The organism is Enterococcus sp. DIV2449a (assembly GCF_051711225.1).
Lineage (GTDB): Bacteria > Bacillota > Bacilli > Lactobacillales > Enterococcaceae > Enterococcus_D > Enterococcus_D casseliflavus.
This window is the reverse complement of sequence record NZ_JBIOME010000001.1, coordinates 1,426,857-1,449,833: the sequence shown is the minus strand read 5'-3', so window position 1 is coordinate 1,449,833 and position 22,977 is coordinate 1,426,857. Positions and strand designations below refer to the sequence as shown.

Annotated in this window: 19 protein-coding genes; 4 read left to right on the top strand and 15 right to left on the bottom strand. The window is 41.8% G+C overall.

All coding sequences use genetic code 11. The features are described 5' to 3' along the window. Positions 1–95: 95 nt before the first annotated feature. The 7 genes from IGI76_RS06790 to IGI76_RS06760 all read right to left on the bottom strand — a co-directional run bounded on the left by IGI76_RS06790 (position 96) and on the right by IGI76_RS06760 (position 10,029). The gene (locus IGI76_RS06790) at positions 96–1,406 is read right to left on the bottom strand and encodes an SLC13 family permease (RefSeq protein WP_194192909.1); all 1,311 of its coding nucleotides are present in this window, start codon (positions 1,404–1,406) and stop codon (positions 96–98) included. Between the two features lie 109 nt (positions 1,407–1,515). Continuing rightward, positions 1,516–2,868, bottom strand: coding sequence for an enolase C-terminal domain-like protein (locus IGI76_RS06785; protein ID WP_087627337.1), 1,353 nt, complete (start codon positions 2,866–2,868; stop codon positions 1,516–1,518). Positions 2,869–3,557: 689 nt separating this feature from the next. Next, positions 3,558–5,159, bottom strand: coding sequence for an Ig-like domain-containing protein (locus tag IGI76_RS06780; protein ID WP_438781249.1), 1,602 nt, complete (start codon positions 5,157–5,159; stop codon positions 3,558–3,560). Positions 5,160–5,464: 305 nt separating this feature from the next. Continuing rightward, positions 5,465–7,552 carry an ABC transporter permease gene (locus IGI76_RS06775; protein WP_194192911.1) on the bottom strand — a complete coding sequence of 696 codons (2,088 nt, stop codon included), beginning with the start codon at positions 7,550–7,552 and terminating at the stop codon, positions 5,465–5,467. Then, entirely contained in the window at positions 7,524–8,300 is a 777-nt protein-coding gene (locus IGI76_RS06770) for an ABC transporter ATP-binding protein (RefSeq protein WP_194192912.1), read from the bottom strand. Before IGI76_RS06770 ends, IGI76_RS06775 begins: the two co-directional genes overlap by 29 nt. 89 nt (positions 8,301–8,389) lie before the next feature. Continuing rightward, on the bottom strand, positions 8,390–9,337 hold the full coding sequence (locus IGI76_RS06765; RefSeq protein WP_060792808.1) for a sensor histidine kinase: 948 nt from the start codon (positions 9,335–9,337) through the stop codon (positions 8,390–8,392). Continuing rightward, on the bottom strand, positions 9,334–10,029 hold the full coding sequence (locus IGI76_RS06760; RefSeq protein ID WP_005225805.1) for a response regulator transcription factor: 696 nt from the start codon (positions 10,027–10,029) through the stop codon (positions 9,334–9,336). Before IGI76_RS06760 ends, IGI76_RS06765 begins: the two co-directional genes overlap by 4 nt. A 162-nt stretch (positions 10,030–10,191) precedes the next feature. Here IGI76_RS06760 and IGI76_RS06755 point away from each other — a divergent pair, with 162 nt between their 5' ends. Next, a complete protein-coding gene (locus IGI76_RS06755; RefSeq protein ID WP_005225804.1) occupies positions 10,192–10,809 on the top strand; it encodes an FMN-dependent NADH-azoreductase in 618 nt (205 codons plus the stop codon). A gap of 135 nt (positions 10,810–10,944) precedes the next feature. Here IGI76_RS06755 and IGI76_RS06750 read toward each other — a convergent pair whose 3' ends face one another. The 4 genes from IGI76_RS06750 to tyrS form a co-directional block, all read right to left on the bottom strand. Continuing rightward, entirely contained in the window at positions 10,945–11,331 is a 387-nt protein-coding gene (locus IGI76_RS06750) for a cytidine deaminase family protein (protein ID WP_194192913.1), read from the bottom strand. Positions 11,332–11,376: 45 nt separating this feature from the next. Then, positions 11,377–12,270, bottom strand: a complete 894-nt coding sequence (locus tag IGI76_RS06745; protein ID WP_194192914.1) for a deoxyribonuclease IV — start codon at positions 12,268–12,270, stop codon at positions 11,377–11,379. A gap of 88 nt (positions 12,271–12,358) precedes the next feature. Then, the gene (locus IGI76_RS06740) at positions 12,359–13,270 is read right to left on the bottom strand and encodes an AEC family transporter (protein WP_074535700.1); all 912 of its coding nucleotides are present in this window, start codon (positions 13,268–13,270) and stop codon (positions 12,359–12,361) included. Between the two features lie 69 nt (positions 13,271–13,339). Beyond that, positions 13,340–14,602 carry a tyrosine--tRNA ligase gene (gene tyrS, locus IGI76_RS06735; RefSeq protein WP_010748012.1) on the bottom strand — a complete coding sequence of 421 codons (1,263 nt, stop codon included), beginning with the start codon at positions 14,600–14,602 and terminating at the stop codon, positions 13,340–13,342. Positions 14,603–14,864: 262 nt separating this feature from the next. On the opposite strand from tyrS, the gene IGI76_RS06730 reads away from it, so the two are divergent. After that, positions 14,865–17,309 (top strand): transglycosylase domain-containing protein, encoded by a 2,445-nt coding sequence (locus tag IGI76_RS06730; RefSeq protein WP_074535699.1) that lies wholly within the window; start codon positions 14,865–14,867, stop codon positions 17,307–17,309. Positions 17,310–17,453: 144 nt separating this feature from the next. On the opposite strand, the gene ccpA is transcribed toward IGI76_RS06730, so the two are convergent. Beyond that, positions 17,454–18,452 carry a catabolite control protein A gene (gene ccpA / locus IGI76_RS06725; RefSeq protein WP_005225798.1) on the bottom strand — a complete coding sequence of 333 codons (999 nt, stop codon included), beginning with the start codon at positions 18,450–18,452 and terminating at the stop codon, positions 17,454–17,456. 194 nt (positions 18,453–18,646) lie between these two features. Between ccpA and IGI76_RS06720 the strand changes: the two genes are divergently transcribed. Both IGI76_RS06720 and IGI76_RS06715 read left to right on the top strand, forming a co-directional pair. Then, entirely contained in the window at positions 18,647–19,747 is a 1,101-nt protein-coding gene (locus IGI76_RS06720) for a M24 family metallopeptidase (protein ID WP_005225797.1), read from the top strand. A 54-nt stretch (positions 19,748–19,801) separates the two neighbouring features. After that, positions 19,802–20,680 carry an NAD-dependent epimerase/dehydratase family protein gene (locus tag IGI76_RS06715; protein WP_438781244.1) on the top strand — a complete coding sequence of 293 codons (879 nt, stop codon included), beginning with the start codon at positions 19,802–19,804 and terminating at the stop codon, positions 20,678–20,680. Positions 20,681–20,763: 83 nt separating this feature from the next. Here IGI76_RS06715 and IGI76_RS06710 read toward each other — a convergent pair whose 3' ends face one another. The 3 genes from IGI76_RS06710 to galU form a co-directional block, all read right to left on the bottom strand. Beyond that, entirely contained in the window at positions 20,764–21,444 is a 681-nt protein-coding gene (locus IGI76_RS06710) for a YtxH domain-containing protein (RefSeq protein ID WP_194192917.1), read from the bottom strand. A gap of 14 nt (positions 21,445–21,458) precedes the next feature. Continuing rightward, a complete protein-coding gene (locus tag IGI76_RS06705; RefSeq protein ID WP_005235398.1) occupies positions 21,459–21,884 on the bottom strand; it encodes a DUF948 domain-containing protein in 426 nt (141 codons plus the stop codon). Positions 21,885–22,044: 160 nt separating this feature from the next. After that, the gene (gene galU, locus IGI76_RS06700) at positions 22,045–22,962 is read right to left on the bottom strand and encodes a UTP--glucose-1-phosphate uridylyltransferase GalU (RefSeq protein ID WP_005225793.1); all 918 of its coding nucleotides are present in this window, start codon (positions 22,960–22,962) and stop codon (positions 22,045–22,047) included. Positions 22,963–22,977: the final 15 nt, after the last annotated feature.

The window sequence follows — 22,977 nt, the reverse complement described above, 5'->3', positions numbered from 1 at the left end:
AGTTTTTAATATACTGTTTTCCAAAAAAAGAATACAGAGTATCGAGTGCAGACTTTTCGTCGAAAAACAGTGAATTTATGTGCTAAAGAACATTTTTAAATAAAGATCCCCAATAAGATCCCTACTAGCGTCCATGCCAAGCTGATTCCCCAGAATTTAAAGAAGGAATAACGCAAGAATTTTCGTACATTGGTTTCCCCTAAATCACAAGCCATGATGATTTGTGGTTGGGCAATCAGTGAAGCAAACGCACCAATATTAAAGAATAATGTCAAGGCAACAATATCTGGAGCAACGCCATATTCTCCTGCTAAAGCTGCAATGATCGGAATGAGCGCAAAAAACCAAGTATCGTTGGTAAACAACAGCATCAATGGCGTGCTAAAGATAGCGATCGCAATATGAACATAGGGACCAACAGCTGCGGGAATAATATTCACGAGAACTTGAACCATCGCATCCATCATGCCCGTTCCTTGCAAGATCCCCACGACAACCCCAGAAAGCAAAACAATGGGCGCAATCGGATATGTTTTTGAAGCATATTTGCTGATCAATTGATTTTGATCTTTGAAGTTCGGATAGTTCACGCACAAAGCGATGATCAAACCAGCTGCGAAAATATAGTAAGAAGGCAGGTTTGAAAACGACAAAGCGATCACTAAGAGGATGGTCAAGATCAGATTGAACCAAAATAGCTTGGGACGAGCAAGCGGTCCATAGTTTTGCTCTTTCGCTAATGAATCAGCGATCCCATCAAACTTTTCTCCATTTGCCAGATGCTTTTTATGGACACCTAAACCTAAGAAATAACCAAGGATCATCGTTCCGACAAAGACAGTGATCCAAACAGGTAGCAAGGTGGTAAATAAGGTCATCGGTGCATTGGGTACATCCGGAAGCAGACTTGCAGCCCGTAAGATCCGTGCGTTCCATGGTGTGATCGATCCTAACATGATACCGACTGAGCAAAGAAAGACGAGTATCACCGGATCGATTTTCAACTTCTTAAATAGCGGCAAAAACAACGGGATCGCAATTAGATAGGTCGACATGACACTTCCATCTAATGTGGTGATCACAGAAATAAACACAGTCAAGCTGCAGAGAATCGGCGCTTTGATTTTTACTTTTTTCAAAAACTTGAATACCATAATATCGAAAACTGCTGCATCAGATATCAGAGAAAAATAAGGTAATGAAAACATGATCATCAAAAAGATGTCTCGTGTCATATCAAGACCGTCAGCGATATATCCTTCCGTCGCTGTCCAGCTTGCCCCGCTTAAAAAAGAAAATGCGACAGGTATCAATGCAAAACAGACAAGTATATTTATTTTATTTCTTAGTAATAAACCCGTGATCAATGTCATCATGACAAAGCCAAGAATAGCTAAATAGCTCATTTTTTATATCCCTCCGAATAATAGATCAGTCAAAGAGGAATATAGCCGAAACTTCAATCAAAAATTTCAGCTATATCTCTGACATCAAGTAGTCCTTCAAAAAATACCTTTAGCGCACAAAGCAAGGTTTTTTTGAGTCAAACTGCCAATCTTCAATAAAGTATTGCATCGCAATTGAATCATCACGATCACGGTATTTTGGGTCCATTGACTGGTACAATTGATGTGCTTCCAGCAATTTCTCCATATTGATTTCAATACCTAGGCCAGGTTTATCGGTGATTTTGATCACGCCATCTTGAATCAAGACAGTGTCATCGCAAAGTTCTTGTCCATCCTGCCAAATCCAGTGTGTATCGATTGGTGTAATATTTCCTGGTGCAGCTGCGGCACACTGTGCGAACGTTGCCAACGTAATATCAAAATGATTATTGGAGTGAGAACCCCAAGTCAATCCCCAGTCATTCAAAATTTGGGCCATGCGAACACTTCCGTTTAATGTCCAGAAATGCGGATCAGCCAAAACGATATCTACTGCTTTTGAATTTAATGCATGATAAAATTGTCGCCAGTTGGTCGCAATCATATTTGTTGCCACTTGATGTCTCGTGGCTGTTTTGAATTCATTCATGATCTCACGACTTGAAAAACCTGCTTCAGGACCACATGGATCCTCCACATAAGAAATCGTGTCTAGTTTGTCTTTGCAAAGCTCGATTGCCTCTGCTAACGACCAAGCACCATTAGGATCAATATTGATCCGCGCTTCTGGAAACGCCTCATGTAAAGCAACTACTGCTTCCATTTCCTCTGTTCCCTTCAGCACGCCACCTTTGACTTTGAAATTTTTGAACCCATAGCGTGCCTCAAGTGCTTTTGCTTGCTGCACCATTCCCTCTGGTGTTAATGTTTCCTGTCTTCTAATGCGCTCCCACTCATCTTTTGGCTCTTCCTCTATGCGATAAGGTAGATCGGTTTTCCCTGCATCGGCGATATAAAACAAATACCCCAACACTTCAACTTCATTACGCTGCTGACCATCACCTAATAATGCACACATCGGTTTATTTAGAAACTTGCCAAGCAGATCCAGCATCGCACATTCAACCGCTGCCTCCGCTTGGACGACAAATTTCAGATTTTTTAAATCCAACCCTTGAAGTCCTTCCCCATCGTTTCCTTTCATCGCCGCTGCATTTTTGCGAATCGTTGTAATCACATTACGATAATTGGCAATTTCTTGACCCACGACAAAAGGAATGTAACTCTCCAGCATTTTGGTGATGTCTTCACCGCCATGGATCTCACCAATGCCTCTATTCCCAGTTTCGTCTTCTAATACAACAATATTCCTCGTAAAATAAGGTGCATGACACCCGCTTAAGGTAAGGGTCGGACTGTCATAACCAGCAATCGGAAACACCTGCATCTTTGTCACTTTTGGAGAACCATTTTTACTCATATTCATTCCACCTTCTCTATTATTTTTGGTTTGTTCAGTTTGAAGAAAAAACATGATTCGTAATCAAAACGCTTTAGGTTTTTATAAATTGCTTCCTGTGCATACCACTGAACCCTTCTTCGCTCATTCTTGTTAACAAAATCACAATCCATTGGTCAGTAAATGTTTTTGAAGAATTCTGCTCATTTTTCGAGCAATCGAAACAAAAATCAGTTTCTTGAAAGAAGAGTCCGAAACACTAACTAGACTAAGGGAACTTCTGATAGTTCTCGCACATTTCCAGTCATATGTCGAAAAAGCGTCAGCGTATGGAAGCGGTTTATGATCATTAACTTGCTCTAAGAATACAAATATTCTTCGCGAATAAAAAGGGTATGTGAGATAGTTATCCGCATCGTTTCTGCTTGATAAATGTTACAGAAACCATTTTTAAGAATTCCAAAACAGCCAAATTTTTTCTGAAACCGGCGGGTTACGAGCGAAAAAAACGGTAGGTCACCCCATCGAGAAAATAGCAAAAAAAAACCGATAATGCCCTTGATGACCTCTTTCAGCAAAAAGAACTAAATTTTACTGAATCAGTCGATCAAAACACATGAACGGTTTTGTCGCTACTTTTTATTCTGTTTTCTGCTAACCCAAGTCCCCATTGGATAATTATGTTTGTTTTTGCCCATTGTAGACTTTTGTTATCTGTTGAAGGGTCTTTTCCCCATTGATTTTTTTAGCGTCACATAGGTAACGATAGACAGTATGACTATTCCTAAGAAAATCAACCGATCATTCAAGACTTCATCCGTCTGCGGGAGAAGCTTCTGCTTATTATGGTTGGCATCATCACTTCTTGCCGAGCTGGAAGAGTGACTTGACCCACTATTATTTAGCAAACCTTCCAGTGTATTGCTTGTACTACTTTCACTACTTGGTTCGGTAGTACTACTTGTACTGCTTTCGCTACTTGGTTCCGTGCTGCTACCTGTACTACTTTCGCTACTTGGTTCCGTGCTACTACTTGTACTGCTTTCGCTACTTGGTTCCGTGCTACTACTTGTATTGCTTTCACTACTTGGTTCGGTAGTACTACTTGTACTGCTTTCGCTACTTGGTTCCGTACTACTACTTGTACTGCTTTCGCTACTTGGTTCCGTGCTACTACTTGTATTGCTTTCACTACTTGGTTCGGTAGTACTACTTGTACTGCTTTCGCTACTTGGTTCCGTACTGCTACTTGTACTGCTTTCGCTACTTGGTTCCGTGCTACTACTAGTGCTGCTTTCGCTACTTGGTTCCGTACTACTTGTACTGCTTTCGCTACTTGGTTCCGTGCTGCTGGACTCTCCTGGTTCACCGGTTCCGCCACCACCGCCACCATAGCGTGGCGTATAGCCAGTAATACTGCTTGTTCTTGGCACATCATTGACCAAAGCATCAAGGATGCCCCGATTGGTATATTGTTCCAATGAACCATCCGTTTCTGTTTTGTAGGTAATGTAGACCCGTTCCTCTGTATCCCGCAAAGGAATTTCAAAGGAGCCGTCACTATTTAAAACGATCGGTACTTGCTCGACATACGTTGGGTTGGAAACGCTGGGTCCATAGACCACTCGAGCACTCGTACTAACTAAAGTCTGATGAGGACCTACAAAGTCAATAAACGTTCCATCTTTGATCGTCACTTGGTCCGTGTCAAACGAGTTGATATACACTCGCCAATCAATGATCCGTTTGGGTTGTTGCGTACCTAAATACAGTCCTTGTTTGGTGAGTAAGGCACCCTCCCCTGAATCATCCACTGCTTGAATAAAAATAGGCACCGATTGCGTCCCATTTGCCGTTTCAAAGTTGATGTTGTTGATCTGGTTTTCTATCACGTCATCACTGAACTTTGTCCAAAAATAAAAGTCCCCATGTACATTGGTATTTTGTTCGACAAATTCCGTGAAAACAAAGGTCAGCTGATTGCCAACTTGGGTAACATTGACCACTAAGTTGTTATTTTCATCGTATAAAGCATACGTATTATTAACGCCTTCAATCTCAGCTGGCAAGGTGACGGTCGCTTTGTCACCTGCTTTTAAATCACCTAAGTCCTCCAAACTCCAGGTCATATCTATTTTGAAGGAATCATCCTTTTCAATACTTGTGATGACCTCGTTGTGGCTATTAACGATCGATACATTTGTGATCAGCTTGGCACCCACATCGGTTTCCCCATAAACAACCCGCATACCAGCAAAAACAGGAATCAACAGCAGCAAGACAGCAAATGCTTTTCCTAAACGTTTGATCATTGGTTTCCTCCCTTAAGTGAGCGCTTAGCTAACCCTATCGGTCACAGCAATTACTGAGCTCGCCATGAATATTTTCAATAACAGTTGTCTTTTCGTTTCACGGTGAGAAAAATAGACTTCCAGTTGCCACATTCTTGCAGCGTATCAGCGACTGCCTAATAGAATCAGTGTTAACTAATTTTATCTGCTTTTCGGTGATTTACACAATTAAAACGCTTCATTGGTGAAAGAAAATAACAATGCAGCAAGCAAAAAAACCAAATCCCAATCTGTGTGGATTGAAAGGGATTTGGCTAAAAAATAAATCACTCTGTCGGATCGGCGATCCTATCAATTTGTTGGAAGTACCGATATTGACAAACAAAGTAAAAAACGATTTGGAAAATCAAAAAGAGACTAACGATCACACCATAGTATTGCCAAACAGGCAATTCTACTAAAATACGCAAAGCGGTCATTGCCACCGCAAAATGGATCATTGCCACGACTGTTGGCAAGAAGTACATCACTTGCAGCTGGCGTCTCAGAACGTTGTGACGCTCATTCGGCGACACGCCTAAAATATGCAAGGAACGATGGTACGCCCCATCTTTATCTAAATCTGCAAATAAACGGAAATAGATAATTGAAGCGGAGAAAATAAAGAAAACCGAACCTAGTAATACCGTGATCATTAAGATGATGCCATTTCCTTGACGATTTTCTTGGAAAACTTGGTATTTCGAGGTATAAAATGTGCGGACGGGTATGTCTTTTGTTGCTTCGGTCCACTCTTCATCTGTATACTCACCTTTGGCCACTAGCTCCTGACTAATTTCTTCGTATTGCTGATCGATCAAGGCATTTTCTTTATCTAATTTTCTATTAAATTCATAGACTAATTCAGGTGTTTCTGCCCATTCAGCGTAATCTAACCATGTAAATCCAGATTCATATCCGTCTCTCCATTCATTTAATTCAGCAATCCATTCATCATAAGATGCATCTGTCACTACGCCTAATCCATAATAATCAAGCGAAAGCATCGATGGACTATATACAAAGGTAACCTCTTTTTTTGTACCGATCTCCGCATTTAGCGAAATCGAATAATTTTTTTCCCGCTCACTCTTTGGAAGTGCCTGCAAAACTTTTCGACGAGAATAATTACTGCTGAGTATCATGACTTCTTCATCCGCAACTGTATCAGCTTCTTCTCCAATTTGAGTCATTAATTTTTGATAGTCACTTTCTCGCATGACTGGATAACTGTTGGTTGTGAAGTAAGGGTCATCTATCATTTCCGAATCATCTAAATCTACACTCACCCAAAGTACTGAAACGTTTTCCACGCGCGGGTGGTAGCCTTGATTTTCCAATTCTGTTTTTAGTTCTTCGACGATCTTATTTTCACTGCCTATTTCCGAATCGTACCACGGAAACACATAGGCTACACTGATTCCTTGGATCGAAGAAAAAGAAGAACTGCCGATCGCCAGCATCACGGAAATCCCAACGAATGCCACGGAGGTACTAATCGCGATTAAACTATACATCGCCGCATTGTCTCGCATGCGAAAGATCCATTCGCTGATAGTCAGCATCCGAGTCCCTCGTAAGAAGGTCGGGCGTTTTTTTAATCGTTTCAACAGAAATACGCTGAACTGATGGAATGACAAAATCGTGCCTGCAACAGTCAACAAGACTCCTAGCATAAGTGGCAGCATTGAGTAGGTTTGGTAGCTAAAATAAAAGACCGATCCATAGCCAACTAGTAACAGCACAATTCCTGAAAATGCCAATGCCCAATGACTTTTTGGCTCAGGACGTGGTTTTTCATTTTCCTTGATCAATGAGATGATCTGTTCTCCTTGCAAGGCCCGCGTACTGAAAAAGGAGATCAAGAGGAAAATAAAGACATAGATCCCAAAGGTCAATCCTAAACCTTCCATAGGAACCATAAATTTCAGTCCTTCTGTTAAGTACATGACATTTTGCGCAATCAGCAGCAACAATTTCGTCACTAAAATCCCCAACCCAATACCGGTCACTGTGGCGCCGGTTCCTAAAAGGGCATTTTCGACAAACAAAATCTTTCGCAGATCTTTTTCTTCGATCCCCAAAATCAAGTAGATCGCCAGATCACGTTTGCGTCGTTTCAAAAAGACCACAAATGTATACCATAAAAACAACAGCGACAGTAAGGCGATCACCACGAGTGCGACGGATAGACCAACCTTAGCTAAGCTTGAAAGTGTGTCGCTATTAGATAAGTTTTCTTCCAATTGCGGATGAAAGAGCAAAAGACTAAAGATATAAAACACCATCGCCGCAAAGGCGCTGCTGACGAAGTAGGCCGCATAAGTTCGAAAATTCCCCCGCAGATTACGAATGATCAACTGTCTGAAATTCATGACGGCGACCTCCTAAATGTGCTAGGACTTCAAGAATTTTTTGATAAAATTGCTGTTGATCAGCACCACGATAGACTTCGTTATACAGCTTTCCGTCTTTGATGAAAACGACCCGATCAGAAAAGCTGGCGGAATACGGATCATGGGTGACCATCATGGTAGTGACTTTGCGCTGTTTGTTCATCTGACTTAGTATTTCCATGACATCTCGTGCTGCCTTGGAATCAAGATTACCCGTCGGTTCGTCTGCTAAAAGCAATTCTGGTTGATGGATCAAAGCTCTAGCAATCGCAACTCGCTGCTGCTCTCCACCGGAAAGCTGATAGATGCGTTTGTCTTTTTTCTCATAGATCCCAAGTTCACGTAATAGCTGTTCCGAACGTTCTTTCATCTCAGGAACTGGCACCCGATCCAATGTCAATGGTAAAAGCACATTCTCAAGCACGCTCAATGGCGAAAGCAAATTGTAGTTTTGAAAAACAAAGCCTAGTTGCCGACGACGAAACTCCGCGAGTTTTTGCTTAGATAATTCTAGTGGCTGCTCTCCCTTGAGGATCACCGAACCTGAAGTCGGTTTATCCAATGTTGCCACCAAATTCAGCATGGTGGTCTTGCCACTGCCAGATGGACCCATAATGCTGATAAATTCTCCTTCTGGCACTTTGAGATCGATTTGTTGTAAAACCTCAACAGACACTTCCCCTGTATAGGTTTTCGATACATTTTTCAATTCTAGTAAAGCCATCATCTTCACTCCTTTGCTACCAGTTTAGCAGGCGGCACCGCAATCAGTTATCGATTTCATGATAGAAAGCTTACAAAATTGTAAGAAAGCCTTCACCTCCGAAATGTTAAGGTAACTGTCGTGCCTTGATTCTCCTTAGAGGCAAGCGATACATCGATATCTAATTGCGTACTGATCGTTTCAACTAAATAAAGACCGATCCCAGTTGCCTCTCCTGTTTGCCGCCCATTCTGACCTGTATAAAAGGGGCGAAAAACTCGCGGGAGATCCGCTGTTGCAATCCCGCAGCCTTCATCTGCGATCGTTAAGCTTCTAGAAAAAGGATCGATCTCAAAATAGACTTTACTGTCTGGCTTTGAGTACTTGATGGCGTTACTGATGAGTTGAAAGAGCAAAATACCTAGCCATTTTTTGTCTGTTGTCACCGTGATATCTGCTTCACTCATCAGCTTCGGATAGACTTCACTGCGAATAAAATTTCGCTTCTGGTCACCGATACTGTGTTTTAACAATTCCAACAATGAGGCTGATTCGATAACGAAGTCCTCCGTGAAATCTTCCAAGCGCACAAAATTCAGCGCAGTCGCCAAGCCACTTTTTAAGCGATCTGTTTCAGCCAAAAGATCATAGCTATCGACTTCTTCACTTTCAGCCATTAGCGCCAAAACTGAGACAGGTGTTTTCATTTGATGAACCCAGATATTCATGAAACGAATATGATTTTGATGGTGCTGATCTAATTCTGTCAGCCGCTCTTGCTCTTGCTGTTCATGGGCATCGAACTGCTTGCGCCATTGCTTGGAAAGGTAGCCATTGCTTCGGTGTGTCGCTCTTCCATGCTTGATATACTGATAAAACGCAGTATTGGAAAGGTAATCTACCAAATAAACAAGAACAATGAACAGCCCGAATAGAAGCAGACCATAACCAATTACGAGGTAATTTCGATAGCCATCCAACCAAATCACTAAAACGAACAATGAAATGGCTAGGAACGTAACGAGTAGTTTAGGTAAATGAACACTTGCATATGCTTTCATTCTTCCGTACCTATCACTGATAAAGCGTAGCCCTTTCCGCGAATCGTTTGGATCGGATCATTGATGCCCATTGCCGCCAGTTTTTTTCGCAAACGGCCGACATTGACAGAAAGCGTATTGTCATCAACGAAGCGCTCATCATCCCATAATAGATTTAAGATCCGTTCCCGTTTGACCATCTCTGGGTGTGCCGACATTAACAGGGTCAATAATTCTCCTTCTCGAACAGTCAGCCATTCACTCGCTTCACGATAGACCATCTTCAATGCTTCGGGATAGTAGATCAATTCGCCAGCTTTCAAACTTCTCGCCCGATCAGACTGTGCATAATCCCCGTAGACTCTACGAATGTGGCTTTTTACTTTTGCCAGCAGCAAATCATAAGAAAAAGGTTTGACTAGATAATCATCAGCACCATATTCTAGAGCCATCACTTGATCCATATTGCCGTCACGGGCGGAGATGAAGAGAATTGGAACCAACGAACGTTCCCTGATTTTTTGGCACCAATAAAACCCATCATAATAAGGTAGATTGACATCCAACAAAACCAAATCAGGTTGGATCATCAAGAATTCATCTAAAACCGCAGCGAAATTTTCTGGAACAAAGGTTTGATACGCATAGCGGGATAATTGATTTTCCATCATTTTGACTAACGATTTGTCATCTTCGACCACGAATATTTTCATAGGAACCCTCCTGTTTTCTCTAAAGTTTACCAAAACTGCATGAAAAAAACTGCAAAATTCCAGCTTTTTTAAAAAAAGTGTACTTATTTATTGTAAGCAAAATTATTTTATAGTATACTACGTTTTGTGATTAAAACTTACTTAAAGTAAAGGTGGAAAAAAATGAAAAATATTTTAGTTGTTAAAGCCAATAACCGTCCTGATGGAGTATCTGCAAAAATGTTTGATACGTTCGTTGAAAATCTTGATACCAACAATGTGGACGTTGTAACCTTTGATGTGTACGCACAACCAATGCCTTATATCGGTCAAACGTTATTTGAAGCATTTGGCAAACTTTCACAAGAACAAGAATTAAACCAAGAAGAACAAGAATTGATGACTGTCCGTCAAGACGTGATGAACAAATTCGCAGCAGCGGATACCATCGTTTTCGCTTTCCCAATGTGGAACTTAACGATTCCTGCTGCCTTGCACACATTCATCGACTACATCTTCCAAGCTGGCTTTACTTTCTCTTATAACGAAGATGGTTCAATGAACCAATTATTGAAAGACAAAGAAATCGTTCTATTGAATGCCCGTGGTGGTGTTTACTCAGGCGAAATGAGCGCAATGGAAAACGCTGTAACCTTTATGGAAAAAGTTTTCGGTGGTATGTTCGGCATGAACATCACAGAAGAAGTAATCATTGAAGGCCACAATGCAGATCCTTCTAAAACAGCAGAAATCATTGCTGAAGGTTTAGAACGCGTAGCAGCTGCTGCGAAAAAATTCTAATCATTGCTATTGATCAACTCCTCAACAAAGCGCTATTGCTTGTTGAGGAGTTTTTTTATCCAAAAACGTAGCTCGTCTATGGGATCGATAAAACAAAGAGGCCCCATAGAACACAGCGGTCTAAGGGGACTCTTTTTATTTTGATGCTTTCCAATCAAAAGGCAACAGCTCTTCTAGGGTCATGATTTTTCCTGCTGCGATCATGACCTGCGTGTTATGGTTGGCAGGATCCAGCTGGCTGATAAATTCACGGCAACGACCACAAGGTGGGATCGGCTCACCTGACGAATTGATTGCAACCATCTGTAACACCCGCTGCTGACCATCGGTGATCATTTGCGCAGCCGCAGCCTGTTCGGCGCAAAAACCCATAGAACAGCTGGTATCGATACAAATCCCTGTATAAATCTGTCCATCTGCAGTAGCCAGAGCTGCCGCAACACTCCCTGCTTCTGCAAATTGAGAGAGCTGTCTGAATCCCAGTTTTTGTTTCGCGGCATCGATCAGCAACTGAAAGTCCATTTTTCTTCCTCCAATAATAAGCTGGCTCATGGTTAAATGAACCGTTTACGCACCCGCCATAATTTTCGTCAATAGCTCAGGATCAAAGGTCTTTTCCCGCAGCATCGCGATTTCATAGCCATAAGGGGCTTTTTTATTCTTTTTGTCTTCGCCGACATAGGGTGTTTCCAAAATTTTCGGTAACGCTGATAATTGCTCATGATGAACGATCTTATTCAAGGCTTCAAAGCCGATTGTGCCAAAACCAATATTCGCATGTCGGTCTTTGTGGCTGCCCTGTGGATTTTTTGAATCATTGACATGGATGACCTTCAAGCGATCCAACCCGATGATTTTGTCAAACTCGTTTAACACGCCGTCAAAGTCTTCTTTGACATTGTAGCCAGCATCGTTCGTGTGACAAGTATCTAGTGTAACGGATAATTTTTCATTTAAGGTGACACCCTCGATAATTGCTGCCAATTCTTCAAAGCTGCGACCAATCTCGGTGCCTTTACCTGCCATTGTTTCTAATGCGATCTGGGCAGTTTGATTTTTTTCAAGGACCTCGTTCAAGCCTTTAATGATCTGCTTGATCCCAGCTTCTGGTCCTGCACCGACATGGGCACCGGGGTGCAATGTGATTTGAGTTGCACCTAAAGCTTGGGCTCGTTGGATTTCTTCTTGTAAGAACGAAACAGCAAAGCCAAAGTTTTCTGGTTTGATGGTATTGCCTAAATTAATGATGTAAGGGGCATGGACGACGATATTCGAAATTCCTTTTTCCGTCATAAAATCTTGTCCAGCTGCGATCTGCATTTCTTCGATCGGTTTGCGCCGCGTGTTTTGCGGAGCTCCGGTATAGATCATAAACGTAGTAGCTTGATAGCTAGCTGCCTCTTCTGCTGCTCCTAAAAGCATTTTTTTGCCGCTCATTGAAACGTGTGAACCAATCAACATTTTTCTTTTCCTCCTAAATCTAGTCTTCTCTATTATCGATAAAAGCGCCTTGTAAAGCGATTATTTTGCTCATTGCCGTATTTTTTTATCAAGCGAGTCCAAATAACATCAGAACACCCGTCATTAGCGGCATACTTATCAAAAAGCTAATGGAAGAAACGAACCCCACCGCTTCCTCCTCCATTCCAGCAATCACGGAATTAATGACACCGAATAAAGGAATTGGAGCAAACACTAACAAACAAAGAACTGGCTTTAATAAAACTGGGATTGGTAAAACATAGAAAGCTGCGAACAGCACGAAGGCCAGTCCGTACCGCAAGCTTAAAATTTTGATCACTGTTTGGGTGGTGTGCTTCGGTAAGCGGAAATCCAAAAATAAGCCAATCATAAACATGGACAAAAACGTATTTGCGATCCCGATTGGTTGGACAAGCGCCAATGCCGCTTCGGGAATCCTCCAATCCGCACTGCGGATAATCAGCATCACTAGATAAATAGTAAACGTTGGCGAACGCAGGAGATTCAAAAAGATTTTCCCTGGTTCAAACGTCGTCCGCTTTCCAATCAAGAATTCGATGAAAATCGTCGTTCCCCCTGCCAACATGATACTGTTCCCCATATCAAACAGCGAAATCAACGGAATCCCTAAAGGATAAAAGCTTTGGGCAAAAGGAATCGCAAAATTGCCGATATTAAAGCCTGAACCGCAGTACATCGCAAACTGCTGCAGCGTGTTCGATTCTTTTTTGGTCAAGAAAAATGCGAAGAGGATCTGAACGATCGTAATGATCAACGCGATCACAATCAAACTAAGCGCACTGACTTGTACTTGCATTGAAGCTAAATTCAAAATGATTGCTGCCGGTAACGTCACATTCAAAATAATTTTGGATAAGATCGAGCCATCCGCTTTTGAAAGGACATTTAGCCGCTTAAGAAAATACCCTAAGAAGATCATGGCAAATAAACCGGTGGCATTCAACACTATATTTCCCATTCCAACAAAAACCCTTCCTCTACAAAAATTTGAAAAAAGCGAACCAACAAGGCGGTTCGCTTTTTGCGATTAAAATGTTAATAAGAAATATTTTTTCTTGCCACGACGAATCACGACGTATTTTCCACCGATCCGATCACTTGCTTGGAGCTCGTACGTTAGGTCTTGGACGCGTTCCCCATTGATGTAGATGGCACCATTTTGAACGTCTTCTCTTGCTTGACGTTTTGATGGTTCGATTTTAGCAGTCGTCAACACTTCAACGATGTTCAAAGAATCATCTGCTGTTACCTGATGGCTTGGCACCCCTTTGAAGCCTTGTTCGATCTCTTCAGCGTTCAATTCTTTGATATTGCCGCTGAATAAACTTGCTGAGATACGTACGGCTTGTTCATAAGCCTCTGCCCCATGAACCAAAGTAGTGACTTCTTTTGCCAAGGCTTTTTGTGCTGCTCGAGATTCTGGTGCAGCGTTAAATTCTGCTTCGATCGCAGCGATTTCTTCTAATGATAAGAAGGTGAAATATTTCAAGAATTTGACTGCATCACGATCATCCGTATTGATCCAGAATTGGTAGAACTCGTAAGGCGTCGTTTTCTTGGCATCTAGCCAAACCGCATTGCCTTCTGTTTTCCCAAATTTCGTTCCATCTGCTTTTGTGATCAATGGCATAGTCAAACCGAACCCTTGGACTTCACGCTCACGACGTAATAATTCGATCCCAGAGGTGATATTGCCCCATTGATCGCTACCGCCTAATTGCAACAAGCAACCGTGGTTGTCGTAAAGATTCAAAAAGTCATAGGCTTGTAATAGCTGGTATGCAAATTCCGTGTAGGAGATCCCAGTTTCGATCCGACGTTTGACACTTTCTTTGCTCATCATGTAATTGATGGTAAAGTTTTTCCCAGTGTCGCGCAAGAAATCAATCAGTTTCAATTCCCCTAGCCACTCATAGTTATTGGCAATGATGGCAGGATTTTCTTGGTCATCAAAATCAATGAAGCGAGATAATTGGCTCTTGATACTTTGTGACCATTCTAAAACGGTATCTAGTGTGTTTAATTGACGTTCTTGATCTTTAAAGGATGGGTCACCGATCATTCCTGTACCACCGCCTACTAATGCGATCGGCACATGTCCGTTTTGTTGGAAACGGCGCAACATCAAAATAGGCAATAAATGACCAATATGCAGGCTATCTGCGGTAGGATCAAAGCCGATATATAGTTTCACAGACTCTTCATTTAATTGTTTGGTCAAGGCTGCTTCGTCTGTGGTCTGATGAACTAATCCGCGTTGCTTTAGCTCTTCAAAAAAGTCTGTACTCATTCTTTCTCCTCCTAATAATTGCTTCATTGTTCATCTTAACTGAAAAAGAGGTCAATGAAAAGTCTTTCTCTCAAAGTCCTTTACCAAAAAAGAAACTTTTAGGCAAATCCGTTCATTTTCCTTTATTATCGCTGGTTCAATACAAACACCAACTGGCATTTTCTCGCACACTTCTTTCGATAACAGATAGGGTGCTACCCAAGCGCCTTGTTTTTTGCTATAATTACACGGAATCTATTCTAATTTATTGAGGTGACTCTTTTTGTCCCAGAAAACGAAAAATCAAAAGAATACAGAAAACAAAAATAGAGGCTGGTTCTATTTCAACATCAGTCTTAGGGTTTTACATGCCTTGTTCTTAGTTGCTATTTCTTTGCTGGTTCTAGGCGGTTCTTTAGCCTTAGGGATCGGTGCCGGCTACTTTGCTTTTCTTGTGGAAGATACCGCAGCTCCTTCTAAAGATGAGTTACAAAAAGAATTGACCGACATCACAGAGACTTCTCAACTCGCATACGCTGATGGCAGCAAAATCGCAACGATTCGCTCGGATCTAATGCGAACGTCGGTTAATTCCGATCAAATTTCAGATTATTTGAAAAAAGCGATCATCGCAACAGAGGATGAATATTTTAATATTCATAATGGGGTCGTACCAAAAGCAGTCGTGCGGGCATTATTATCAGAAGCGACAGGCTTTGGCGGCAGCGGGGGTTCCACTTTGACCCAGCAGCTGGTAAAACAACAAATCCTTTCCAGTGAAACGACCTTTAAACGCAAAGCCAATGAGATTTTATTAGCCATGGAAGTGGAAAAATTTTTCGATAAAGATGAGATCGTCACTATGTATTTAAACATCTCCCCTTTTGGTCGAAACAATAAAGGGCAAAATATCGCAGGTGTGCAAGAAGCGGCGCAAGGAATTTTTGGCGTCAACGCAGCTGACCTGTCTTTACCGCAAGCAGCCTTTATTGCGGGTCTGCCACAAAGCCCGATCGTCTACAGCCCTTATACAAATACGGGTGAGATCAAGGAAAACTTGACCGCTGGCTTAGAACGAAAAGACTTCGTGCTCTTCAGTATGTATCGTAACCACGATATCACGAAAGAAGAATACGAAGAGGCGCTTAATTATGACTTGAAACAAGACTTCAAAAAACAAGAAGCCATTGAACAAACGGATCAAAGCTTCCTTTATTACACTGTGTTAAATGAAGCAAAAGACATTATTGCCAAACAGCTGGCAGATGAAGATGATGTCAGTGACGAAGAATACGCCAAAGAGGAAACCTATCAAAAATACTTCGAATTGGCGCAGCAAAAACTTGTTAATGGCGGCTATACCGTCACATCAACGATCGATAAAGATATTTATAATGCGATGCAAGATGCCGTCGACAAATACGGCTATATGCTAGACAACTGGGGTGACTCCACCATCGAAGTCGGCAATGTCATGATGGACAACGCCACTGGGAAAGTACTAGGCTTTATTGGCGGTCGTAACTATGCTGACAATCAATTCAACCATGCCTTTGATGCCAAACGCCAAGCAGGTTCAAGTATCAAACCCATGCTGGTTTACGGACCGGCGATCGAAAGTGGCTTAATGGGCTCTGAATCGATGGTTTCTGACTATGCCGCAAAATGGCGGACAGGAGAAAACGCCGGTGAGCCGATCGTCAATGCCACAAACCGTGGAACCAATACTTTTATGTCGATTCGTGAATCATTGGAGGTTTCCAGTAATATCGCAGCGACAAATATTTTCCAAGATCTTTGGGAAAAAGAAGGCGATCATTTTTATGCCTACACAAATTATTTAAGCAAAATGGGCTATCCCGAAGATAATAGCTGGGCGTATGAATCAGCGCCGTTAGGGGTTACAGATGTCACAGTCTTGAATCAAACGAATGGCTTCCAAACATTTGCCAATAATGGTGTTTATCAGCAAGGCTATATCATCGAATCAATCAAAGACAATGAAGGCGAAGTGCTTTACCAGCATGAAGCCAAACCTGTCCAAGTCTTTTCAGAAGCGACGGCTTCCATCATGACCGACATGATGCGTAGTGTCATCGATGAGCAAAAAACCAGTTCCTTTAAATCGGTTATCAGCGGATTGGATTGGAACCTCGGAAATGCCGATTGGGTCGGAAAAACTGGTTCCACCAACAACTGGTCGGACTCTTGGCTAGTCGTCTCCACCCCATCGATCACCATCAGCAGCTGGTCAGGTCGAGATGACAATAAAGGGACCGATAGCGCTGCAGGAACTCGGACAGCCAACTATATGGCTTACTTGATCAATCGTATTTATCAAACAAACCAAGAAGTCTTTGGTGTGAATCAGAAGTTTGAACTTTCTAGTGATGTCAAAAAAGCTCAAGTTTCCAAGTTTACTGGTACCCAACCAGGAGGAACCGTGCGAGTCGATAATCGAACCTATACCAATCCAAGCAGTACCGTTACTTCGTATTGGGCCACTGGCGGACCAGATACGGTCGATTTCAAATTTGGACTCGGTGGTTCAGATGCAAACTATGCTGACTATTGGAAAAAAGCATCTTCTAGCCGTTCAACCAATCGTTCGTCGAATACATCATCGAATAACGGATCCAACAATGTTACACCTACGGCAAATGATGAGGATGACGATGAGGAACAGCAAGACAATAATCAACAAAATACTAACAATGATGATGACTGATCAGCCTTGTGCTGATCAGTTTTTTTATGCAAAAAAAAAGTGTGAGGAGAAAATCCATAGATTTTCTCCTCACACGAACGATCGTTGAAGCAAAAAGTGGAACAACAAGGCGTTGTTCCACTTATCGTTTGATCAAATCGTTGCTTATTTCGTAGAGCTTTTTTCTGAAATACCGTAAGGCAAGACGATCGTTTTTTGTTCTACATCTTCTTTGTTCATCATTTTTGTCAATAGACGCATCGCAACGGCACCCATATCATACAATGGTTGCGTCACACTTGATAAGCGTGGACGAGCTGCTTCAGCCAATAATGAATTGTTGCTGGTGATGATCTCGAAATCTTCAGGAACTTTAACACCTTTGTCTAACAAACCATCTAAGACGCCGATGGCTAACTCATCGTCTGTGACATAAGCTGCTGTTGCACCACTGTTGATGATGCGATCAACTAAGGCTAAGCCTTCTTTAAAGCTGTATGGTGATTCAAAGATCAACCCTTCAGAATATTCAAGGTTGTTTTCTTTCAAGGCTTCTTTATAGCCTTTCAAGCGGTTTTGGCCATTGATTGGATCGATCAAAGCACCGCTGACAAAAGCGATTTTTTGATTGTTTTTCGCCAATAATGAAACAGCATCTTTGGCAGCTGCTGTGTAATCGATATTGACACTTCCTACTTGTTCATCAGGATCGATCGAACCAGCTAAAACGACTGGTGTTTTTGAGCGAGAGAATTCTCCGCGAATCTCATCCGTGATGCGATGACCCATGAAGATAACGCCGTCCACTTGTTTTGCTAACAAGTTGTTCAAAACGTTGACTTCTTTCATCGTATCGCCATCAGAGTTGGCTAAGATGATATTGTATTTATACATGGTCGCTACATCATCGATCCCACGAGCAAGTGATGAGAAGAACATATTGCTGACATCAGGAATGATGACACCAACAGTCGTGGTCTTTTTACTTGCCAACCCTCGAGCAACTGCGTTTGGACGATAATCCAAGCGGTCGATCACTTCCAGCACTTTCTTACGAGTTGCTGGTTTTACATTTGGATTTCCGTTGACTACCCGTGAAACAGTTGCCATCGATACATTCGCTTCCCGTGCAACATCATAAATCGTAATTGTTTGTTTTTCCATGATATATCTCCCTTATTCTATTTTCAGAAAATCTTATTTACATTTCTTTGTTAGGATAGCAAATTTTTTCCGTATTTGCAACCGTTTTAATTTTGTTTTCATGAAAACTTAGCAATTTCCTACTTTCCCCGCCCCTATTCTCTTCTAAAGCATGATAAAATAGAAAAAGAATACTTGAAAGAAGGTTTTTTCAAATGAATGATAAAAAAATCAATGAGTTAAATGGCTGGTTGAAAACCAATGGCGCAGATGTTGCCTATATTTCTAATCCAGCAACAATCGCTTATTTTTCAGGTTTTAAAAGTGAACCTCATGAACGGGTCCTTGCTTTGTTTGTCGCACCTGGAAAAGATCCCTTTCTTTTCACACCAGCTCTGGAAGTAGAAGAAGCAAAAAATAGTGGCTGGCCCTTTGACATTATCGGTTATCTCGATAGCGAAGACCCTTGGGCGAAAATCTGTCAGGAACTGACCTCTCGTTACCAAGTTTCTTCCTTGGCACTAGAAAAAAATGACCTTTCCGTCGAGCGCTATGAAGCATTGAAACGGTTTTTGCCACAGACCGATTTTTCTTTAGATGTGACTCCGGTCATTCAAAAAATGCAGTTAACCAAAACGGCTGCTGAAATTGACACCTTGCTAGAAGCTGGCAACTGGGCAGATGTTGCTTTTGAGATTGGGTTTGCTGCCATCAAAGAAGGCGTCAGCGAAATGGCAATCGTGGCGGAAATTGAGTACGAGTTGAAAAAACGTGGGGTTTCCCATATGTCCTTCGATACGACGGTGTTAGCTGGTGCCAATGCAGCAAGTCCTCATGGCGTACCTGGTGACCGCAAAGTGACTGCCAATGAACTTGTCTTGTTTGACCTAGGGGTCGTTTGGAAAGGATATTGCAGTGATGCAACCAGAACGGTTGCCTATAAAGAACCGACTGCATTACAAAGAAAAATTTATGACATCGTTCTTGAAGCAGAACTAGCAGCGCAAGCAGCGGTCAAACCTGGGATTACCGCTGGAGAATTAGACAAGATTGCTCGTGATGTGATTACTGGCTATGGCTACGGCGACTACTTCAACCATCGTCTAGGTCACGGCATCGGGACCACGGTTCATGAGTTCCCCTCTTTGATCACTGGCAATGATTTAGTGATCGAAGAAGGCATGTGCTTCTCTATCGAACCGGGCATTTATTTACCAGATCAGGTCGGTGTCCGCATTGAAGACTGTGTGTATGTCACAGCAGATGGCTGTGTACCTTTTACCAAAACAGCAAAAGAATTATTGATCTTATCTTGATTTTCCTAATGAAACGGCGCAACATGTTGGCATTACATGAAAAGGAGTGTTCTTATGAGTAAAAAAGTGTTGGTTTTAGGCGGCACGCGTTTTTTCGGTAAATATTTGGTCCAATCACTAATTGATCAAGGATTGGACGTGACGATCGCTACCCGAGGGAACACGAAAGATTCCTTTGGCGTTCAAGTCAACAGAATCATCTTCGATCGCACGGACGAAGAAAGTATCAAAACGGCATTAACAAAAGAAACCTATGATGTCATTTACGACAATATTGCTTATACTTCCAACGACATTGAGATTCTACTGCGTCATGTCACACCGAAGCGTTACATCGTTACTAGCTCAATGTCTGCGTACCATGAATTACACTTCGATTTGATTGAAGCGGATTTTGACCCTGCTAAAGAACCCTTCAGACTGGTCAGCTCTGAGGAGGCCGATTATGCACAAGGCAAACGAACCGTGGAAGAGATCTTGACCCAAAAATACAGTCAGATCCCGTCCGTTTTTGTCCGCTTTCCTTATGTGATCGGTGCAGATGATTACACAAAACGTTTTACCTTTTACATTGACCATCTGATAAAGCAAAAGCCAATGGCTGTCGATAATCTAACGCATCAAATGGGCTTTGTGGATGCCCAAGAGGCTGGTAAATTTTTAGCGTTTTTAGGTACCAGCTCTTTCACAGGACCAATCAACGGTGCGTCAAAAGGCACGATTTCTTTAGAAGAAGTGCTGCAATACGTATCGAAAAAAACCGGTCTTTCCCCGCTCTTTTCAGAAACAGGCGATCAAGGCCCTTATAATGGTACACCTGCTTATTCGATCAATGTTGGCCTCGCTGAGGAAATTGGCTTTCCATTCAGTCACCTGCAGGATTGGCTCTATCAACTTTGCGATTGGGAAATCACCCAAGCATCAAACGAATAACTACTGAAATCACAAAAAAACGTTCGCCGATTTAACTGGCGAACGTTTTTATCTTTTGAAGTAATCAAATTTTGTATCCTTACTTATGCTTCAGGATTGTTTTTTTCTAATGTGTCTTTTAATTCTTCTTTCGCATCTTCTAAGTCAGCTTTGGCATCTTTTGTTTCTGCTTTCGCTGTTTTTTTGGCATCATCTGCTGCTTTTCCAGCTTCTTTTTTCAAATCAGCTGCGGCTGCTTGACCGTCTTTTTTGGCTTCCTCAACGACAGGTTTTGCTTCTTGTGCCCCTTCTTTGACGGTTTGTTTCATATCCGCTGCAGAAGATTTTGCATCAATGATGATATCTTGCACCGTGTCATCAGCGTCTACTTTGGCATCTTTCGCTGATTCTTTGACCTCGTTCGCTGATTTTTTGAAGCGTTCTGATAGATCACCTGCTTGTTTCTTTAACTCTTCAACGGTTTCTTCTGATGAACCAGCTGCTGTTTCTTTTAAGTCATCGACTTTCGCTGTTATAGAACCGGTGAAGTCAGATGCTTGCTCGCTTAGTTTTGCCGCTTTGTCTTTAGCGATATCGACAAGATCCGTACTTCTTTCTTTGGCTAAATCACCATAATCAGATGCTTTATCTAATAAATCGTCTGCTTGTTTTGCTAATTTATTTCTTAATGTTTTACCAGATTCTGGCGCCAACAAAAGTGCTGCTGCTGCTGCCGCTGTTCCTCCGATGATTGCTCCTAATAAAAATCCGCCTTTTTTACTCATTGAAAGTCCTCCTTTTATTTTTGGTTATTTTTGTCTTTGAAAAATTTCATGGCTGTTTGACCGACTTTTCCAGCTACCGTTGCTTTGGCAGTGGTCCGGCCAAGACTACCCACGCGCGTAATTAAATTTTTTCCAGAAACATTTAGTTCTGAAACACTGGTACTTAGATCTGCAACTGCTGTGAACAAAGGATCGATGGTTGCGACTTTTCCGTTCACATCTTGTAAAAGCTCATTCGTTTTTACCAAAAGACCTTCAACCTCTTTTGAAAGAATATCAACGTCTTTGGTAATGACACGGATGGTTGTGTTTGCTTCTTCGACCGTTTTGTCTACTTTGGTCATTGTCTTGCTGACTTGCATCAACAAACGAACGACGAAAATGACCAATACGACAAATGCAATCGCAGCAATCAATGCAGCTAGTTCTCCTCCTGACATAGAATGGCTCCTTTCCCCATTTACTTATATTAAGAATAGCATTTCACTGCACTTTCTACAAATAAAAGACTGCATTTTTAAGAAAATTATCCGCTTTCAACAGGAAATAATAAAAAAACAAAGCAATTTCATCAGAAATCGCCTTGTTTAGGAGTTTTTGTTATTTTTTTGACGCTTTCGGTGCTTCTTTGACTTCTTTTTGAGCCGGAGCTAGTTCTTTTCCTAACTCGATCAAATACTCTTTCAAGCTGTCTTTGACTTCAGGGTGCACTAGACCATACTCGATACTTGTTTTTAAGAAACCGAATTTGTCTCCAACATCGTAACGCTTGCCGGTAAATTGATGAGCAAACACGCGTTGGGTTTTATTTAATGTGTCGATGGCATCCGTCAATTGGATCTCGCCACCAGCACCTGGTTCTTGATTGGCTAAAATATCAAAAATTTCAGGGGTCAGCAAGTAGCGGCCAATAATTGCTAAATCACTTGGCGCATTTTCTGGCGCTGGTTTTTCAACAAAGTTTTTGACATTGAACAAGCCTTTTTCAACTTCCATACCAGGATCAATGATCCCGTATTTTGATGTATCTTCATGAGGAACATCCATGACAGCGATCGTTGATGCATGCGTTTTTTCATAATTATCGATCAACTGTTTCGTCAATGGTACTTGATCTTCCATCAAGTCATCACCTAGCATAACTACAAACGGTTCGTTTCCGACAAATGCCCGAGCCTGTAATACGGCATGGCCTAATCCTTTCGGATGAGATTGGCGAATGAAGTGAAGATTTACGTCAGTTGTTTCTTCCACTAATTTCAAAAGCTCCGTCTTGCCTTTTTCTTTTAGATTCATCTCTAATTCTAAATTGGCATCGAAATGGTCTTCGATTGGACGCTTTGCTTTCCCTGTTACGATCAAAATATCTTCGATCCCCGATTGTAAAGCTTCTTCCACGATAAACTGAATCGTTGGTTTGTCAACGATCGGCAACATTTCCTTTGCCATTGCCTTTGTAGCTGGTAAAAATCGGGTACCCAGACCGGCTGCTGGGATAACTGCTTTTTTGACATTCATGTGACTCGCTCCTTT

Bases quoted from the DNA above. Each gene is read 5' to 3' on its own strand.
- IGI76_RS06790 (WP_194192909.1), bottom strand. From the start codon at position 1,406: ATGAGCTATTTAGCTATTCTTGGCTTTGTCATGATGACATTGATCACG.
- IGI76_RS06785 (WP_087627337.1), bottom strand. From the start codon at position 2,868: ATGAGTAAAAATGGTTCTCCAAAAGTGACAAAGATGCAGGTGTTTCCG.
- IGI76_RS06780 (WP_438781249.1), bottom strand. From the start codon at position 5,159: ATGATCAAACGTTTAGGAAAAGCATTTGCTGTCTTGCTGCTGTTGATT.
- IGI76_RS06775 (WP_194192911.1), bottom strand. From the start codon at position 7,552: ATGAATTTCAGACAGTTGATCATTCGTAATCTGCGGGGGAATTTTCGA.
- IGI76_RS06770 (WP_194192912.1), bottom strand. From the start codon at position 8,300: ATGATGGCTTTACTAGAATTGAAAAATGTATCGAAAACCTATACAGGG.
- IGI76_RS06765 (WP_060792808.1), bottom strand. From the start codon at position 9,337: ATGAAAGCATATGCAAGTGTTCATTTACCTAAACTACTCGTTACGTTC.
- IGI76_RS06760 (WP_005225805.1), bottom strand. From the start codon at position 10,029: ATGAAAATATTCGTGGTCGAAGATGACAAATCGTTAGTCAAAATGATG.
- IGI76_RS06755 (WP_005225804.1), top strand. From the start codon at position 10,192: ATGAAAAATATTTTAGTTGTTAAAGCCAATAACCGTCCTGATGGAGTA.
- IGI76_RS06750 (WP_194192913.1), bottom strand. From the start codon at position 11,331: ATGGACTTTCAGTTGCTGATCGATGCCGCGAAACAAAAACTGGGATTC.
- IGI76_RS06745 (WP_194192914.1), bottom strand. From the start codon at position 12,270: ATGTTGATTGGTTCACACGTTTCAATGAGCGGCAAAAAAATGCTTTTA.
- IGI76_RS06740 (WP_074535700.1), bottom strand. From the start codon at position 13,270: ATGGGAAATATAGTGTTGAATGCCACCGGTTTATTTGCCATGATCTTC.
- tyrS (WP_010748012.1), bottom strand. From the start codon at position 14,602: ATGAGTACAGACTTTTTTGAAGAGCTAAAGCAACGCGGATTAGTTCAT.
- ccpA (WP_005225798.1), bottom strand. From the start codon at position 18,452: ATGGAAAAACAAACAATTACGATTTATGATGTTGCACGGGAAGCGAAT.
- IGI76_RS06720 (WP_005225797.1), top strand. From the start codon at position 18,647: ATGAATGATAAAAAAATCAATGAGTTAAATGGCTGGTTGAAAACCAAT.
- IGI76_RS06715 (WP_438781244.1), top strand. From the start codon at position 19,802: ATGAGTAAAAAAGTGTTGGTTTTAGGCGGCACGCGTTTTTTCGGTAAA.
- IGI76_RS06710 (WP_194192917.1), bottom strand. From the start codon at position 21,444: ATGAGTAAAAAAGGCGGATTTTTATTAGGAGCAATCATCGGAGGAACA.
- IGI76_RS06705 (WP_005235398.1), bottom strand. From the start codon at position 21,884: ATGTCAGGAGGAGAACTAGCTGCATTGATTGCTGCGATTGCATTTGTC.
- galU (WP_005225793.1), bottom strand. From the start codon at position 22,962: ATGAATGTCAAAAAAGCAGTTATCCCAGCAGCCGGTCTGGGTACCCGA.